The sequence below is a fragment of the Nonomuraea sp. NPDC049695 genome (assembly GCF_040674955.1).
GTDB lineage: Bacteria > Actinomycetota > Actinomycetes > Streptosporangiales > Streptosporangiaceae > Nonomuraea > Nonomuraea helvata.
On the sequence record NZ_JBFANV010000039.1, the window covers coordinates 17,043 to 32,936 of the forward strand.

At 69.7% G+C, this 15,894-nt stretch carries 15 protein-coding genes; 10 read left to right on the top strand and 5 right to left on the bottom strand.

Annotated elements, in window-relative coordinates:
* Window positions 1–12: 12 nt before the first annotated feature.
* Entirely contained in the window at window positions 13–993 is a 981-nt protein-coding gene (locus tag AB0J64_RS29805) for an alpha-ketoacid dehydrogenase subunit beta (protein ID WP_364033851.1), read from the bottom strand.
* A 60-nt stretch (window positions 994–1,053) separates the two neighbouring features.
* A complete protein-coding gene (pdhA, locus tag AB0J64_RS29810) occupies window positions 1,054–2,145 on the bottom strand; it encodes a pyruvate dehydrogenase (acetyl-transferring) E1 component subunit alpha (RefSeq protein WP_364033854.1) in 1,092 nt (363 codons plus the stop codon).
* A gap of 230 nt (window positions 2,146–2,375) precedes the next feature.
* Between pdhA and purS the strand changes: the two genes are divergently transcribed.
* The 9 genes from purS (at window position 2,376) to AB0J64_RS29855 (ending at window position 11,133) form a co-directional block, all read left to right on the top strand.
* On the top strand, window positions 2,376–2,621 hold the full coding sequence (purS, locus tag AB0J64_RS29815) for a phosphoribosylformylglycinamidine synthase subunit PurS (protein ID WP_345001256.1): 246 nt from the start codon (window positions 2,376–2,378) through the stop codon (window positions 2,619–2,621).
* A 219-nt stretch (window positions 2,622–2,840) separates the two neighbouring features.
* On the top strand, window positions 2,841–3,224 hold the full coding sequence (locus AB0J64_RS29820; RefSeq protein WP_364033858.1) for an ATP-binding protein: 384 nt from the start codon (window positions 2,841–2,843) through the stop codon (window positions 3,222–3,224).
* 126 nt (window positions 3,225–3,350) lie between these two features.
* Window positions 3,351–4,031: a phosphoribosylformylglycinamidine synthase subunit PurQ gene (gene purQ / locus AB0J64_RS29825; RefSeq protein ID WP_364033861.1), complete on the top strand. Its 681-nt coding sequence runs from the start codon at window positions 3,351–3,353 to the stop codon at window positions 4,029–4,031.
* Window positions 4,028–6,277, top strand: a complete 2,250-nt coding sequence (purL, locus tag AB0J64_RS29830) for a phosphoribosylformylglycinamidine synthase subunit PurL (RefSeq protein WP_364033864.1) — start codon at window positions 4,028–4,030, stop codon at window positions 6,275–6,277. Before purQ ends, purL begins: the two co-directional genes overlap by 4 nt.
* 108 nt (window positions 6,278–6,385) lie before the next feature.
* Window positions 6,386–8,398: an adenylate/guanylate cyclase domain-containing protein gene (locus AB0J64_RS29835; RefSeq protein ID WP_364033867.1), complete on the top strand. Its 2,013-nt coding sequence runs from the start codon at window positions 6,386–6,388 to the stop codon at window positions 8,396–8,398.
* A 33-nt stretch (window positions 8,399–8,431) separates the two neighbouring features.
* Window positions 8,432–9,094, top strand: coding sequence for a Crp/Fnr family transcriptional regulator (locus tag AB0J64_RS29840; protein WP_364033870.1), 663 nt, complete (start codon window positions 8,432–8,434; stop codon window positions 9,092–9,094).
* Window positions 9,095–9,128: 34 nt separating this feature from the next.
* A complete protein-coding gene (locus AB0J64_RS29845; RefSeq protein ID WP_364033873.1) occupies window positions 9,129–10,562 on the top strand; it encodes an MFS transporter in 1,434 nt (477 codons plus the stop codon).
* A gap of 29 nt (window positions 10,563–10,591) precedes the next feature.
* Window positions 10,592–10,816, top strand: a complete 225-nt coding sequence (locus AB0J64_RS29850) for a hypothetical protein (protein ID WP_357603695.1) — start codon at window positions 10,592–10,594, stop codon at window positions 10,814–10,816.
* Window positions 10,813–11,133, top strand: a complete 321-nt coding sequence (locus AB0J64_RS29855) for a type II toxin-antitoxin system PemK/MazF family toxin (RefSeq protein WP_364033876.1) — start codon at window positions 10,813–10,815, stop codon at window positions 11,131–11,133. Before AB0J64_RS29850 ends, AB0J64_RS29855 begins: the two co-directional genes overlap by 4 nt.
* Here the strand turns inward: AB0J64_RS29855 and AB0J64_RS29860 are convergent.
* The gene (locus AB0J64_RS29860) at window positions 11,130–11,876 is read right to left on the bottom strand and encodes a methylenetetrahydrofolate reductase (protein WP_364033879.1); all 747 of its coding nucleotides are present in this window, start codon (window positions 11,874–11,876) and stop codon (window positions 11,130–11,132) included. The genes AB0J64_RS29855 and AB0J64_RS29860 overlap by 4 nt on opposite strands.
* A 10-nt stretch (window positions 11,877–11,886) precedes the next feature.
* On the bottom strand, window positions 11,887–12,525 hold the full coding sequence (locus AB0J64_RS29865) for a TetR family transcriptional regulator (RefSeq protein ID WP_364034062.1): 639 nt from the start codon (window positions 12,523–12,525) through the stop codon (window positions 11,887–11,889).
* Window positions 12,526–12,597: 72 nt separating this feature from the next.
* On the opposite strand from AB0J64_RS29865, the gene AB0J64_RS29870 reads away from it, so the two are divergent.
* A complete protein-coding gene (locus AB0J64_RS29870; protein ID WP_364033882.1) occupies window positions 12,598–14,022 on the top strand; it encodes an MFS transporter in 1,425 nt (474 codons plus the stop codon).
* Here AB0J64_RS29870 and AB0J64_RS29875 read toward each other — a convergent pair.
* Window positions 13,989–15,863 carry an ABC transporter ATP-binding protein gene (locus AB0J64_RS29875; protein WP_364033885.1) on the bottom strand — a complete coding sequence of 625 codons (1,875 nt, stop codon included), beginning with the start codon at window positions 15,861–15,863 and terminating at the stop codon, window positions 13,989–13,991. The two genes, AB0J64_RS29870 and AB0J64_RS29875, sit on opposite strands and share 34 nt — an antisense overlap.
* Window positions 15,864–15,894: the final 31 nt, after the last annotated feature.

A 15,894-nucleotide genomic window follows, 5' to 3' on the forward strand; every position in this document is an offset into this window, starting at 1 on the left:
GAACAGCCCTCCTCAGTAGCCGAGTGCCCGGTCGACGGCGTCGAGCACCCGGTCCAGGTCGGGCAGGTAGTGCTCCTCCAGCCGCGACGGAGGGTAGGGGGTGGAGAAGCCGCCGACCCGGAGCACCGGCGACTCCAGGTGGTAGAAGCACTGCTCCGTGATCCTCGCCGCCAGTTCGGCGCCGAACCCGCTGTTGACCGGCGCCTCGTGGACGACCACCACCCGCCCGGTACGGCGTACGGAGTCCATCACGACCGGCTCGTCCAGCGGGTTGAGCGAGCGCAGGTCGACCACCTCGAGCGAGCGGCCGTCGTCCTCGGCGGCCTTGGCCGCCTCCAGGCACGTCTTGACCATGGGGCCGTAGGCCAGCAGCGTGGCGTCGCTGCCCGGGCGGACCACCTTGGCGGCGTGCAGCGGCGGCCACCAGTCGGTGGAGGAGGTGTCGATGTCGGCCTTCTCCCAGTAGCGGCGCTTGGGCTCGAAGAAGATCACCGGGTCGTCGCTGCGGATGGCCTGCTGGATCATGGTGTACGCGTCGGCCGGATTGGAGCAGGACACGACGCGCAGCCCGGCGGTGTGGGTGAAGTACGCCTCGGGCGACTCGCTGTGGTGCTCGACCGCGCCGATGCCGCCGCCGCACGGGATGCGTACGACCACGGGGAGCTTGATCGCGCCCAGCGAGCGCATCGGCATCTTGGCGAGCTGCGTGATGATCTGGTCGGCGGCCGGGAAGACGAACCCGTCGAACTGGATCTCGCACACCGGCCGGTAGCCGCGCAGCGCCAGCCCGATCGCGGTGCCGATGATGCCCGATTCGGCCAGCGGCGTGTCGATGACGCGGTCCTCGCCGAAGTCCTTCTGCAGGCCGTCGGTGACGCGGAAGACGCCGCCCAGCTTGCCGACGTCCTCCCCCATGATGAGGACCTTGGGGTCGTCCTCCATGGCCTTACGCATGCCCTCGTTGAGCGCCTTGGACAGACTCAAGATGGTCATGACGCCTCCTTCGTCGGCCTCATGACAGTCATGCTGTGCTTATTGGTGCCTTCGCTTCGCTCAGTCACGGAACCCCTCCAGGTACGCGGCGAACTGGGCTCGTTCCTGGTCGATCAGGGCGTGGGGCTCGCGGTAGACGTGGTCGAAGATGTCGAGCGGCTCCGGGTCGGGCATCGCCAGGCAACGCCTGCGCAGATCGGCTCCGAGCTGGTCGGCCTCGGCGTCGACGGAGTCGAAGAACGCCTGGTCGGCGTGCTCGTTCTTGAAGAGGTACGACCTGACCCGCTCGATCGGGTCCTTGAGCTTCCACGCCTCCAACTCGCTGGCCACGCGGTAACGCGTCGGGTCGTCGGTGGTGGTGTGGGCGCCCATCCGGTACGTGAACGCCTCGATGAGCGTCGGCCCCTGGCCCGTACGGGCGGCTTCGAGGGCCTTCCTGGTCACCGCCAGGCAGGCGAACACGTCGTTGCCGTCCACCCTGATCCCGGGGAAGCCGAAGCCCGAGGCGCGGCGGTAGAGCGGGATGCGGGTCTGCTTCTCCAGGGGCTCGGAGATGGCCCACTGGTTGTTCTGGCAGAAGAACACGATCGGCGCGTTGAACACGCTGGCCCAGATGAACGACTCGTTCACGTCGCCCTGCGAGGTGGCGCCGTCACCGAAATAGACGATCGTGGCGGCGTTCGCGTCGTCGCGCTGGATGCCCATGGCGTACCCGACGGCGTGGAGGGTCTGGCTGCCGATCACGATCGTGTAGAGGTGGAAGTTGTGCTCCTCGGGGTCCCATCCGCCGTGGTTCACGCCCCTGAACAGGCCAAGCAGCTTCACCGGGTCCACGTCGCGGCACCACGCCACACCGTGCTCGCGGTAGGTGGGGAAGGCCATGTCGGCGTCGGTCAGCGCCCGGCCCGAGCCGATCTGGGCCGCCTCCTGGCCCAGCAGCGAGGCCCAGATGCCCAGCTCACCCTGGCGCTGCAGCGCCACGGCCTCCAGGTCGATGCGCCGGACGAGGACCAGGTCGCGGTAGAGCGACCGGACCTCCTCGTCGGTCAGGTCGATGTCGTAATCGGGGTGCTCGACCCGCTCGCCCTCGGGGGTGAGCAGCTGGACGAGCTCGGGAGGTGCGGCAGCACCACGAGAGGCTTCAGCTGTCACTTGCCACTCCTGTGCGTCTAAAGGGCCAGGTCTTCGATGGGGTTGCCACCTTAGCCAGCCGTCCGTGCGAGGAACCATCTGGTGGTGGTTCGTACGCGTTTGGGGCCATGGTGGCAGACATCACAACCCTCCGCGCAAGCCCCATGCCCTCCCCGTTCCCGTTGTGTCGTCAGCCACACGCGCCGGTAGGCTGTGCTTCCCAGTCACCCACCGCATCCAGGAGGAACGCAGTGGCCCGCGTCATCGTGGACGTCATGTTGAAGCCCGAGATCCTCGATCCGCAGGGCCAGGCGATCGCCAGGGCACTGCCCAGGCTCGGCTTCTCCGGCGTCTCGGCCGTGCGCCAGGGCAAGCGCTTCGAGATCGAGCTCGACGGCCCGGCCGACGAGACGGCACTCGGCGAAGTCCGTAAGATGGCCGAGACCCTGCTGGCCAACACGGTGATCGAGGACTACAGCGTCCGGGTTGAGGAGTAAGGGAGATAAGCTCCCCTGATTCCCTCTTGGTCGGTTAAAGCCGGGTTCCGGCATGCCACAATGCCACGGGCATGCCAACACTAAATAACAACAGGGTGATTTTGCGGTTAGCCCCGTTTTCACAGGGAAACCTACTCCAGGTGACATTCTGGCGCCCGGAGGAGTCCGGTGGATATTGAGTTCTCGTTGGCACTGCCTCGGGATGCGATCGGCATACCGATGGTCAGGCGAGTGCTGGGCGATGCCATGCGTTCACTGAACGTGAGCGAGACGTGCATCGCCGACATGCTCCTCGCCGTCTCCGAGGCATGCTCCAATGCGGTGCGGCACGGGGGTCCCGCCAACCGCTACGAGGTGACCGCCGCGATCGGCTACGGCCGCTGCGACGTACGCGTCGCCGACAACGGCGACGGCCTGCCGACGATGCCGCTGCACTTCCCCCCGCCGGACACCGAGAACGGCCGCGGCCTGCTGATCATGCGCTCCGTGGTCGACGAGATCTCCTTCGGCATCACACCCGGCCGTGGCACCACGGTCCACCTGCGCAAGCAACTCGCCTGGGACGAGGCCGACGCCCGCCCCCGCGAGTTGGCAGCCGTCTGAGCTGGGCTTCCGCCGGACGTACGAGCCGATGCGGACCACGCGACAGCACCCGATAACCTGAGTAGACCGCCACCGTCCGACCGACGGTGGCGCGTGCGCGCGCATTCCTCGGAGGGGACGACTGTCATGAGCGCTGCCCGTGTGGGCGTAGTCACGTTTCCAGGAACTCTCGACGACCAGGACGCCGCCAGAGCCGTGCGCCTCGTGGGCGCGGAGGCGGTTCCGCTGTGGCACGCCGACCACGACCTGAAGGGAGTCGACGCCGTCTTCCTGCCCGGCGGCTTCTCCTACGGCGACTACCTGCGCTGCGGCGCCATCTCGCGGTTCGCGCCGCTCATGGAGGAGCTCATCCCGGCCGCCAGGGCGGGGCTGCCCGTACTCGGCACGTGCAACGGGTTCCAGATCCTCTGCGAGGCGCACCTGCTGCCGGGCGCGCTGACCCGCAACGGCTCGCTCCACTACGTCTGCCGTGACCAGAAGGTCAGGATCGAGCAGACCGCGACCGCGTGGACCAACGCGTTCGACCAGGGCCAGGAGATCGTGCTGCCGATCAAGCACGGCGAGGGCCGCTACGTGGCCTCCGACGACACGCTGGCCGCGCTCGAGGCCGGCGGTCACGTGGTCGTGCGCTACGTCGGCAACCCCAACGGCTCGCTCAACGACATCGCGGGCATCCGCAACGAGGCGGGCAACGTGGTCGGCCTCATGCCGCACCCCGAGCACGCGGTCGAGGAGCTGGTCGGCGCCCCGAGCACCGACGGTCTCGGGTTCTTCACCTCCATTCTCAAGAAGCTGGTGAACGCATGACCGACAGTGTGAAGCGCGCTGCGGAGACGCCCGACGAGCCGATGCCCTTCGCCGAGCTGGGGATGAAGCAGGACGAGTACGACCGGGTCAAGGAGATCCTCGGGCGCCGTCCCACCGGCTCGGAGCTGGCCATCTACAGCGTCATGTGGTCCGAGCACTGCTCGTACAAGTCGTCCAAGGTGCATCTCAAGCAGTTCGCCACCAAGGCGCCCAAGTCCGAGGCCCTGCTGGTGGGCATGGGCGAGAACGCGGGCGTGGTGGACATCGGCGACGGCTGGGCGGCCACGTTCAAGATCGAGTCGCACAACCACCCGTCCTACGTCGAGCCGCACCAGGGCGCGGCCACCGGCGTCGGCGGCATCGTGCGCGACATCATGTCGATGGGCGCGCGCCCGATCGCCGTCATGGACTCGCTGCGCTTCGGTGGCGCGGACGCGGTCGACACGCGCAGGGTGCTGCCCGGCGTGGTCGAGGGCATCAGCCACTACGGAAACTGCCTGGGCCTGCCCAACATCGGCGGCGAGGTCGTCTTCGACCCCTGCTACATCGGCAACCCCCTGGTCAACGCCCTGTGTGTCGGGCTGCTGAGGAAAGACCAGATCAAGCTGGCCACCGCGCCCGGTCCGGGCAACAAGGTCGTGCTGTTCGGCGCGTCCACCGGCCCCGACGGCATCGGCGGCGCCTCGGTGCTGGCGTCGGCGACGTTCGAGGACGAGTCGCAGGCCAAGCGGCCCGCCGTGCAGGTGGGCGACCCGTTCATGGAGAAGCTGCTCATCGAGTGCTGCCTGGAGCTGTACGCGGCCGATGTCGTCGTCGGCATCCAGGACCTCGGCGCGGCCGGGGTGTCGTGCGCCACGACCGAGCTGGCGGCCAAGGGCACCGGCGGCATGGACGTCGACCTCAACCGCGTCCCGCTCCGGGATCCCTCGCTCAGGCCGGAGGAGATCCTCATGAGCGAGTCGCAGGAGCGCATGATGGCCGTCGTCAGGCCCGACGACATCCCGGCGTTCATGGCGATCTGCGACAAGTGGGACGTCCCCGCCACCGTCATCGGCGAGGTCACCGACACCGGCCGCCTGGTCATGACCTGGGACGGCGAGGTCATCGTGGACATCCCGCCGGGCACCGCGGCCGATGAGGGGCCCGTCTACGAGCGCCCGTACCACGAGCCTTCCGGGCAGGCGGCGCTCAACGCCGACACCCCCGACAGGCTGGAGCGGCCCGCCGAGCTGCGGGGCACGCTGCTCCAGCTCCTCGGCTCGCCCAACCTGGCCTCCAAGGAGTGGGTGACCTCCCAGTACGACCGCTACGTCCGCTCCAACACCGTGCTGGCCCAGCCGGCGGACGCGGGCATGCTGCGCATCTCGGAGGCCATCGCCGGAGCGGAGCCGACGACCAGGGGCATCGCGCTGGCCACCGACGGCAACGGCCGTTACGCCAAGCTCGACCCGTACGCGGGGGCGCAGCTGGCGCTGGCCGAGGCGTACCGGAACGTGGCCGTGACCGGCGCCAAGCCCCTCGCCGTGACCAACTGCCTCAACTTCGGCTCCCCCGAGGACCCCGAGGTCATGTGGCAGTTCGCCGAGGCCGTGCGCGGCCTGGCCGACGCGTGCAGGACCCTTGGCGTGCCGGTGACCGGCGGAAACGTCTCCTTCTACAACCAGACGGGCTCGACGGCCATCAACCCCACGCCGGTCGTGGGCGTGCTCGGCGTCATCGACGACGTGGCCCGGCGGGTGCCGTCCGGGTTCACCGCCGAGGGGCTCAAGGTCGTGCTGCTCGGCGAGACGCGCGAGGAGTTCGGCGGCTCCGAGTGGGCGCACGTCGCCCACCGCCACCTGGGCGGACTGCCGCCGCGGGCGGACCTGGAGGCCGAGCAGGCACTGGCCACCGTGCTGGTGGAGGCCGCCAAGCGGGGGCTCCTCGAGGGCTCGCACGACCTGTCGGACGGCGGGCTGGCCGTCGCGCTGGCGGAGTCCTGCCTGGCGCGGGGCGTCGGCGCCTCGGTGGTGCTGAGCGGTGACGCGTTCACCGACCTGTTCAGCGAGTCCTCCGCGCGGGCGCTGGTCGCGGTGCGGCCGGAGGCCTACGAGGAGTTCGCGTCGCTGTGCGGGCGCCACGACGTGCCCTGCTACGGGCTGGGCACGACCGGCGGCGCGTCGCTGGTGGTCGAGGGCGAGTTCGAGGTGCCGGTCGAGGAGCTGCGGGAGACCCACTCGGCGGCGCTGCCCGCGCTGTTCGGCTGACGATCGCGTGAAGAGGGCCGGCACGGGTTCCGTGCCGGCCCTCTTCGCTGATCGCTGTGGGTAAAACGACGCATTGGCGGCCACGGCCCCGCGTGGATAATCGGGTCTGTGCCGACCCCCTACCTGCCTCCGGCCACCCACCCCGTGCGGGGCGTGGTCTGGGGCATCCATCTGGTGCTGCCGCTGCTGGGCCTCTGGCTCCTGCTGTCGCACCCGGACGTCAACATCCCCTGGCAGCACAATCCCAGCCACTTCTGGATGATCATCACGGTGGCCGGGCTCAACGTGGTGCTGGGCGTCATGATCAGCGAGGCGTCGCGGCGGCGGCAGGACGCCCGGCTGTTCCTGGTCTCCATGGTCTTCCTGAGCAGTGCCGGGTTCTTCTTCCTGCACGGGCTGGCCACCCCCAAGATCATCCTGCCGACCGGCTCGCTGGGGTTCGACCTGGGCCAGCAGGTGGGCCTCACGATCGCGGCCGCGTTCGCGTTCGCCTCCGCGCTGCCGCTGGGCGAGCGGGCGGCCAAGGCCGTGCTGGGCTCGCAGTACTTCATCCGTGCGGTGCTCTTCGGGTTCATGGTCGTCTGGGGGCTGGTGTCGCTGATCCCGGGGCTGACGGTGCTCAGCGAGCCGCCGCTCGCGTCGCCGGTCCCCTGGCTGGTCTGGGCGTCCATACCCGGCGTCCTGCTGTACGCCGCGGCGAGCGTGATGATGTTCCTGCTCCACCGGCGGCGCCCGTCCGCCATGCTGATCAGCCTGATCACGGCGTACGCGCTGCTGGCCGAGGCCATGGTCGCGGGGATGTCCCAGCTCAACTGGCATCTGTCCTGGTGGGAGTGGCACCTCCTGCTCACGCTGGCCTTCGTCTTCGTGGCCTACAGCGCGCACCTGCAGTTCAGGCGGGAGGGGTCGAGCGCGGGCCTGTTCGACTCGGTGACGCTGGCGGCGACCGTGGCGCGCATCCAGCAGGACTACGACCAGGCGCTGGAGGAGCTGGTCGAGCACGTACGCCGGGGCGAGCCGCTGGCCGCGACCCGGCTGTCGGGCAAGTTCCGGCTGAACGAGGGCCAGGCCGCCGTGCTCGACCGCGCCGGCCAGGCGCTGGCCAACGAGCGCGAGCTGTCGGAGCGGCTGGCCGCCCTGGTGGCGGTGAGCGCCCAGACCAAGGTGGGTCTGCCGGAGGGCCGGCTGCTGGCCACGGCGCTGGAGCGGGTGCGGCAGGCGTACGGCGACGTCAAGATCGGCCTGGTCGCGGAGGGCAGGACCCAGATCGGCTCCCGCGAGTACGAGTTCGCCGGGAACCAGCCCATCAGGCGCGACAGCCTGCTGGCCTTCCCCTTGACGGTCAAGGGCCACCTGGCGGGCGTGCTGGAGGTGCCCGTCGGCCGCACCCCGCAGGACGAGGCGCTGGCCGCCACCCTGGCCGGGCAGCTGTCCATCTCGTTGGAGAACGCCCGCCTCTACCAGGAGCTCGACACGCTCTTCCGGCAGTACATGTCGCCGGACGTGGCCAACGCCCTGCTGGCCGACCCGGCGCAGGCGGCGCTCGGCGGCGAGCTGAAGGAGCTGACCGCGCTCTTCGCCGACCTCAAGGGCTTCACGACGTTCTCCGAGAAGGTCACGCCCGGCGAGATCGTCGAGATGCTCAACCGCTACCACACGGCCGCCGTCCCCTGCATTCTCAACAACGGCGGCACGATCGTGCAGTTCGTCGGTGACGCGCTGCTGGCCCTGTTCAACGCCCCCGCCACGCAGCCCGGCCATGCCAGGGCCGCGTGCCGGGCGGCGCTGGACATGCAGCGGGCCGCCGCCGAGGTGGCCGAGGAGATGGCGTGGAAGCGGGTGGACGACGTCGAGTGGCCGACGTTCAGGGTGGGCGTCAACACCGGTCCCGCCCTGGTCGGCAACATCGGCAGCCCCGAGCTGCGCGGCTTCAATGCGATGGGCGACTGCGTGAACGTGGCGGCCAGGCTCGAGGGCATCGCCGAGCCCGGCACGGTCGTCATCGGGGAGACGACGCTCAGGCAACTGGGCCACGGCGCGTCGGTGAACCCTCTGGGCCGGCTCAGCCTCAAGGGCAAGGAAGAGCTCGTGGCCGCGTACGTTCTGACTGATTTGCAATAGAAGGTCGACACTCGTACCGACATAATCGGGCGCATGGAGCCTGAGCCCGGCGAGTTCCTTTCCCTGCTCACCGACGAGGAGGTCGCGGACCTGCGCGCGGCCGGCCGCCCGCGGCGGTGGGATCGCGGCACGACCGTGATCAACGAGGGCGACACGTCCGACTGGGTCCTCGTGCTGATGGAGGGCCGGGTCAAGTGCTCGTCGCACACGAGTGCCGGCACCGAGGTGGTGCTGGCCGTACGCGGCCCTGGCGCGCTGCTCGGCGAGATGTCGGCCATCGACGGGTCCCCGCGCTCGGCCACGGTGACCGCGCTGGAGCCGATCTCGGGGATCGTGCTGCGGGACTTCTCGTCGTTCCTGGAGTCCCACGGACGCATCGCCGTACTGCTGATGCAGCTCGTCACCGCCAAGCTGCGGGACGCCGACAGGAAGCGCATCGAGTACGGCGCGTTCGACACCACGGGCCGGGTCGCGACGCGCCTGCTGGAGCTGGCCGACCGGTACGGCGAGAAGACCAACAGCGGGGTGCGCGTGGCGCTGCCCCTGTCACAGGACGAGCTGGCCGGCTGGACGGGCGCCTCGCGCGAGGCCGTCAGCAAGGCGCTGCGCACGCTGCGCGACCGGGGTCTCATCGAGACCGGACGGCGGCGCGTGGTGATCCACGACCTCGAGGGACTGCGCAGGCGAGCCCGCTGATGATCTACGTACGCCGTACGTCATAGTGGAGGGCATGGTAGCCGTCACCCCCCACGACGACACCCGCCTGCGCTACGCGTGGCGCGTGTGCGCGGTCACCAGCCTGGGGCTCGTCCTCATCGGCATCGCCGGCAGCACGCTCAACGTCGCGCTCCCGGCGGTCGTGCGGCACTTCCACGCCGACGCGCTGGAGTCGGGCTGGATCCTGCTGGCGTTCCTGCTGGTCAACACGGCCTCGCTGGTGTTCTTCGGCCGGGTGGCCGACCTGCTGGGCAGGCGCGAGGTGTATCTGACGGGGTTCGCGCTGTTCACGGTGGCCTCGCTGCTGGCGGGGCTGTCGCCGGGCGTGTGGTTCCTCATCGCGATGCGCGTGCTGCAGGCGATCGGGGCGGCGATGATCCTGGCGAACGGCACGGTCATCATCACCGACGCGTTCCCGCCCGACCGGCTCAGCCAGGGCATGGGCGTCTACATCGGCACACTCTCGGTGGCGCAGCTGGCCGGGCCCACGCTGGGCGGCCTGATCGCGGAGACGGCCGGCTGGCAGTGGATCTTCTGGGTGAACGTGCCCGCCGGGCTGCTCGCGCTGGGCGTGGGCGCGGCGATCTTACGCAAAATGCCCAGGCGGCCGAAGGAGCCGGTGGACGCGCTGGGCAACGTGCTGGTGTTCGCGGCGCTGTCGGCGGTGCTGATGGCGCTGTCGGAGGCGAACTCGGGCGGCCTCATGGTGGTGGCGGGATTCGCCGTCTTCGCTCTGCTGCTGCCGCTGATCGTGTGGGCCGAGCGGCGCTCGTCCAACCCGGTGCTGGACTTACGGCTCTTCGGGGGGCGGCTGCTGGCGTACGCGAACCTGGCCTCCTTCTGCAACGCCCTGGCGCGGTCGGCGCTCATCCTGGTGGTGGCGCTGTACTTCCAGGCGGCGCGAGGGGTGGACGCGTTCGCGGCGGGGCTGAGCGTGCTGCCGGTGCCCGTCGGGATCGGGCTGGCCTCGCCGATCACGGGAGCGCTGGGACGGAGGGTGTCGCCGTACGCGCTGTCCATCGGCGGGGCGACGATGAGCGCCCTGGGGCTCGGCACGCTGATGCTGACGGCCGATCCGGCCACGCCGTACTGGGTGATCGGGATCGGTCTGTTCGTGGCCGGCTGCGGCAGCGGGACGTTCCTGACCGGCAACACCACCCAGGTCATGCGGGCGCTGCCCAGCGGGAGCCTGGGGGTGGTCAACGGCTTCCGCGTCATGATCATGAACGTCGGCATCGTGATCAGCGTCGGCCTGTCGCTCAGCGTCCTGACCGCGTCCGTGGGGCCCGAACTGCGCGCCCAGGTGTACGCGGGCACGCTGTCCAAGCTCTCGCCGGTGGCGGTGGGGCAGCTCATGGACGGGTTCCGGCACGCGTACGCGGTGCTCTTCACGGTGGCCCTCACGGGCGCGCTGCTCGCGTCCCTGGCCCGGTCGCGACCCTGCTGACGTATTACAAATTGTGATACGCTTCTGATATGGGAACTCTCAACGTACGCACCGATGAGGCAATGGAGACGGCCCTTCGCGCGCTGGCCGGAGAGAAGGGAACCCGCTCCGAAGCCGTCCGCTACGCCATTCTTCACACCTACAAGGAGATGCTGCTCGAACAGGCCGCGGCGGATGCTGAGCGGCTGCGGAACGACCCTGTCGATCAGGCCGAGATGCTGGCGATCGAACGCTTCATGGGCGTTGCGGAGTGATATTCCGAGGCGCGATCTACGAGCTCAAGGCACTCCCTGGAGCTCGCGGCCATGAGCAACAGGGCCGCCGCTACGCGGTGATCATCCAGTCGGACCGCTTCGCCACGAGCACCATCACTGTCGCTCTGACCTCGACAAGTGCCGGGCCGGCGATCTATCGCCCAGAGGTCGAGTTCAACGGCAAGAAGTCACGTGTTCTGACCGACCAGATCTACACCGTGTCACCATCGAGGCTCGGCGACTTCATAGGCGCGCTCGAAGCAGAAGAAGCAGCGGAACTCGATCGCGCCCTGATGCTCAAGCTAGGGCTCATCTAAAGAGCGGTGGCGAGCCTGGACTCCACGTCGCGGTAGCGGGAGACCGGGATGAGGTGGACGCCGTCGAAGGCGCCCGAGTCGCGGATCGCGAGCACCTGCTCGCAGGCCGCCTCCACCCCCGCCATGCGGTCCGCGGCCACCTTCGCGATCAGCTCCTCCGGCAGGTCGATGTCGGGGATCGCGGTGGCCAGGGCGCGGGCGTGGCGCTCGCTGGCCAGGACCATGACGCCCGCGTAGACCGGCACGTCCACCGGGTGGGCCTCGCGCCAGCGCAGCTGCGCCTCCAGCGAGAAGCCGACCTGGAGGAACAGGAAGTCTGCCGCGCGCTTCCAGGTGGGCAGCGAGCGCATCGAGGCCGCCGCGCCGAGGCGGACGCCCGGGGAGAACTCGCGGGCTTCCTCGATCATCGAGCGCACAGTGAGGTCGCTGGTGCGGTTGCCGCTCGTCGGCTTGTCGCCGTAGACGAAGAGGAACTGCTCCACCCCGTACGCCGCCGCCGTCAGCAGGTCGCGACGGAAGCCGAGCAGGTTGCGGTCGCGCGAGTTGAGACAGGCGATGCCGCGCCCGCCCATCGCCTCGACCTCGTGGGCCACCGCCACGCTCGACACCGTGGCACGGCCGATGTGGTTGTCGGGGATGAGGAACGAGTGGGCGATCTTGCTCATCGTGCCGATCTGGTGCCTGACATGCTTCAGATCGGGCTTGGTGGGAGGTTCGATCTCGCAGATCAGCTCGAAGGTCACGAGCACGACCCTAACGTCTGGCCGCCAGCGCCTCTATGCCGCTGAGAACAAGATCGACGCCGAACGTGTCGTACAGCCCTGGCTCCGTCCCCCTGACCAGCGGAGAGGCCATCTCCACCAGGTACGGGTACGTCTCCTCGGGCAGTGACTGCAGGCCGGCCAGCTTGGCCCGGACCGCGGCCGGGTCCACGGTCTTGACGTGCACGGGGGCGTCGGCGATGGCGATGGCGCTCTGCAGCAGGTATTTGCTGACCAGGCAGCTCTCGTCGACGCCGAACCCGGCGCCACGGGCCAGGCCGAGCGCCTGGTCCCAGACGGCCAGGAAGTTCGGCACCTCGACGGGGTCGATCTGCTCGATCACGCTCTTGGCGCAGCGATGCGTGCGCAGCGTCCTGATCAGCCCCTCGATCAGGTCGCGGAACTGCTCCTGCCACGGGCGGTCGTCGGCCTGCTTGGGCGCGAAGCCGCCGATCAGGTGGTCGGCCATGCCGACGATCAGCTGCTCCTTGTTCTTGTAGTGCCAGTAAAGAGCCATCGGGGTCACGCCCAGCTCCGTGGCCAGACGCCGGATCGTCACGGCGTCGAGCCCCTCGGTGTCGCCGATCTCCAGAGCCCGTTCCGCGATCGCCTGTGCGGTCAGTTTTCCCATCACGGTTGACAACTATACGCCGTACAAGTTCAACTATACGACGTACAAGTACGGCGTATAGGAGGAAATGTCGTGAGATGGTGGGCGCTGGTCGCGGTGACCTTGGGCACCTTCATGACCTATCTGGACAACAACGTGGGCAACGTCGCGTTGCCGACGATCCAGCGGGAGCTCGGGCTGACGATCTCGGGGCTTGAGTGGATCGTGAGCTCGTACATCCTGGTCTTCGCCGGGCTCATGCTGGTCGGCGGCCGGCTCGCGGACGTGTTCGGGGCCCGCAGGGTGTTCCTGGGCGGGCTGGCGGTCTTCACGCTGTCCTCGCTGGCCGCCGGGCTGGCCGGCTCGGGGACGGCCCTGATCGCGGCGCGGGCCGCGCAGGGCGTCGGCGCGGCGCTGCTCACGCCCACCGCGCTGACGTTGATCACCCAGATCTTCCCCGACCCGGGCGAGCGCGGGAGGGCCGTGGGCATCTGGAGCGCCGCCGGGGCGCTGTCCATGGCGCTCGGGCCGATCACGGGCGGCTTCATCAGCCAGCACCTGCACTGGGGCTGGATCTACCTGATCAACGTCCCGATCGGGGTGGTGACCTTCGGCCTGGGGCTGTGGGCGGTCAGGCCCGCCTTCACCCGCGTACGGCACCGCATCGACCTGCCGGGCCTGGCCACCTCCGCGCTCGCCCTGTTCGCCCTGACCTACGCGCTCATCGAGGGCGAGGGCGCCGGCTGGACCTCGCCGCAGATCCTGGCCGCGTTCGGCGTGTTCGCGGCGGCGGCCGTGGCGTTCGTGCTGGTCGAGGCGCGGGCCGCCGAGCCGATGATCGCGGTGTCGCTGTTCCGGGCCAGGGTGTTCACGGGCGGCCTGCTCACGATGGGCGTCTGGTCGTTCGGCGTCTTCGGGATCTACTTCTTCAGCGCCCTGTGGCTGCAGAACGTGCTCGGCTTCTCCCCCACCCAGGCGGGCGCCGCGTTCGTGCCGATGGCCCTGGTCATGGCCGTGACCGCGATGCTGTCGCAGCGGATCAGCGCGCGGATCGGCATCGGCCGCACGGTGGCGCTCGGGATGGCGTTCATGGGGACGGCGATCTACCTGCTCTCCGGTGTGGGCGCCGACGCCGACTACGCGGACGTGGCGCCCTGGTTCCTGCTGTACGGGCTGGGCGGCGGCATGCTGGTGCCCCTGACGGCAGCGATCCTGGGCGGCATGCCCAAGGGCAGGTCCGGCGTGGCCTCGGGCGTCCTGAACGTGTCACGCGAGGTGTTCGGGCTGCTCGGCGTCACCGTGCTGGGGGCGATCCTGAGCTCCAGGCAGAGCGGCAGCGACCTGCCGCCGCTGCTCGCCTTCCTGGACGCGTACCAGTTCACCCTGGTCATCGCGGCCGTCGTGGTGCTGGCCGCGATCCCGGTCGCGCTGTACTCCCTGCGCGTCACCCACCGCTCCGAGGAGCGCCAGGACGAGCCTCAGCCTCAGGCCACCGCTACCGTCGGCTCGTCGAACTGAGTGCGGTACAGCTCCTCGTAGCGGCCCCCGGCGGCCAGCAGGTCGGTGTGCGTGCCGCGCTCGACCACGCGCCCGTCCTCGATCACCAGGATGAGGTCGGCGGCGCGGATCGTGGAGAGCCGGTGCGCGATCACCACGGCGGTCCTGCCTTCGAGCGCCTCCCCGAGCGCCGCCTGCACGGCCGCCTCGGAGGTGGAGTCGAGCGCCGCCGTGGCCTCGTCCAGGATGACCACCCTGGGCCTGGCCAGCAGCAGCCGGGCGATCGTCAGCCGCTGGCGCTCGCCGCCCGACAGGCGGTAGCCGCGCTCGCCCACGACCGTGTCGAGCCCGTCGGGCAGCGACTCGATCAGGCCGGCCAGCCTGGCCCTGGTGAGGGCGTCCCAGATCTCGTCCTCGCCCGCCTCGGGCCTGGCGAGCAGGAGGTTCGCCCTGATCGTCTCGTGGAACAGGTGGCCGTCCTGGGTGACCATGCCGAGGGTGTCGCGGATCGAGTCGGCGGTCAGGTCGCGTACGTCCACGCCGCCGAGCCGCACCGAGCCCGAGTCGACGTCGTACAGCCTGGGCAGGAGCTGCGCGATCGTGGACTTGCCCGCGCCGGACGAGCCGACCAGGGCCACCATCTGGCCGGGCTCGGCCCTGAACGACACACCGTGCAGCACTTCGACGCCGCCGCGCGAGTCGAGCGTGGCGACCTCCTCCAGCGAGGCGAGCGAGACCTTGTCGGCCGAGGGGTAGGCGAACTTCACGTCGTCGAACTCGACCGTCACCGGGCCCTCCGGCACCTCGCGGGCGCCGGGCCGCTCCTTGATGAGCGGCTCGAGGTCGAGGACCTCGAAGACGCGCTCGAAGCTGACGACCGCGCTCATCACGTCCACGCGGGCGCTGGCCAGCGCGGTGAGGGGCGCGTACAGGCGGGTGAGCAGCATGGCCATCGACACGACCGCGCCGGGCGCGAGCTGGTCGCGCAGCGCGTAGAAGCCGCCGAGCCCGTACACCAGCGCCAGGGCCAGCGCGGAGACCAGCGTCAGCGCGGTGACGAACGCCGACTGGGTCATGGCCGAGCGCACGCCGATGTCGCGCACCCGCCTGGCCCTGTGGGCGAACTCGGCCGACTCGTGCGCGGGCCGGCCGAACAGCTTCACCAGCGTCGCACCCGGCGCAGAGAAGCGCTCGGTCATCTGCGTGCCCATGGCCGCGTTGTGGTCGGCCGCCTCGCGCCGGAGCCGCGCGATTTTCGTGCCCATCCGCCGGGCGGGCAGCAGGAACACCGGGAGCAGCAGCAGCGCGAGCAGCGTGATCTGCCAGGAGATGCCGATCATCGCGACAAGCGTCAGCACGAGCGTCACGACGTTGCCCGCCACTCCGGACAGGGTGTCGGTGAAGGCCCGCTGCGCCCCGATCACGTCGTTGTTCAGGCGGCTGACCAGCGCTCCGGTGCGCGTTCTCATGAAGAACGCGATCGGCATCTTCTGTACGTGGTCGAAGACGGCCGTACGCAGGTCGAGGATCAGGTCCTCGCCCAGGCCCGCCGACAGCCACCGGTTCAGCAGCCCGAGCCCCGCCTCGGCGAGCGCCAGGCCCGCGATCGCCAGCGCCACCACGACGACCACGTCCAGCGGCTCTCCGTGGAAGATCGCGTCCACCACCCGGCCCGCGAGCAGCGGCGATCCCACCGCTAAGCCCGCCATCACCACGCTGAGCAGCAGGAACAGCGCGATCCTGCGGCGGTGCGGCCGGGCGAAGCCGCCGATACGACGGAGCGTCGCCCTGGTGACAGGGCGACGCTCCTTCTTGTTGTTCATCGAATACAGCTGGTGCCAGGCGGTCATCTCCATGCTCATGGCATGGAACGGTATTGCCTCAAGTTAACTT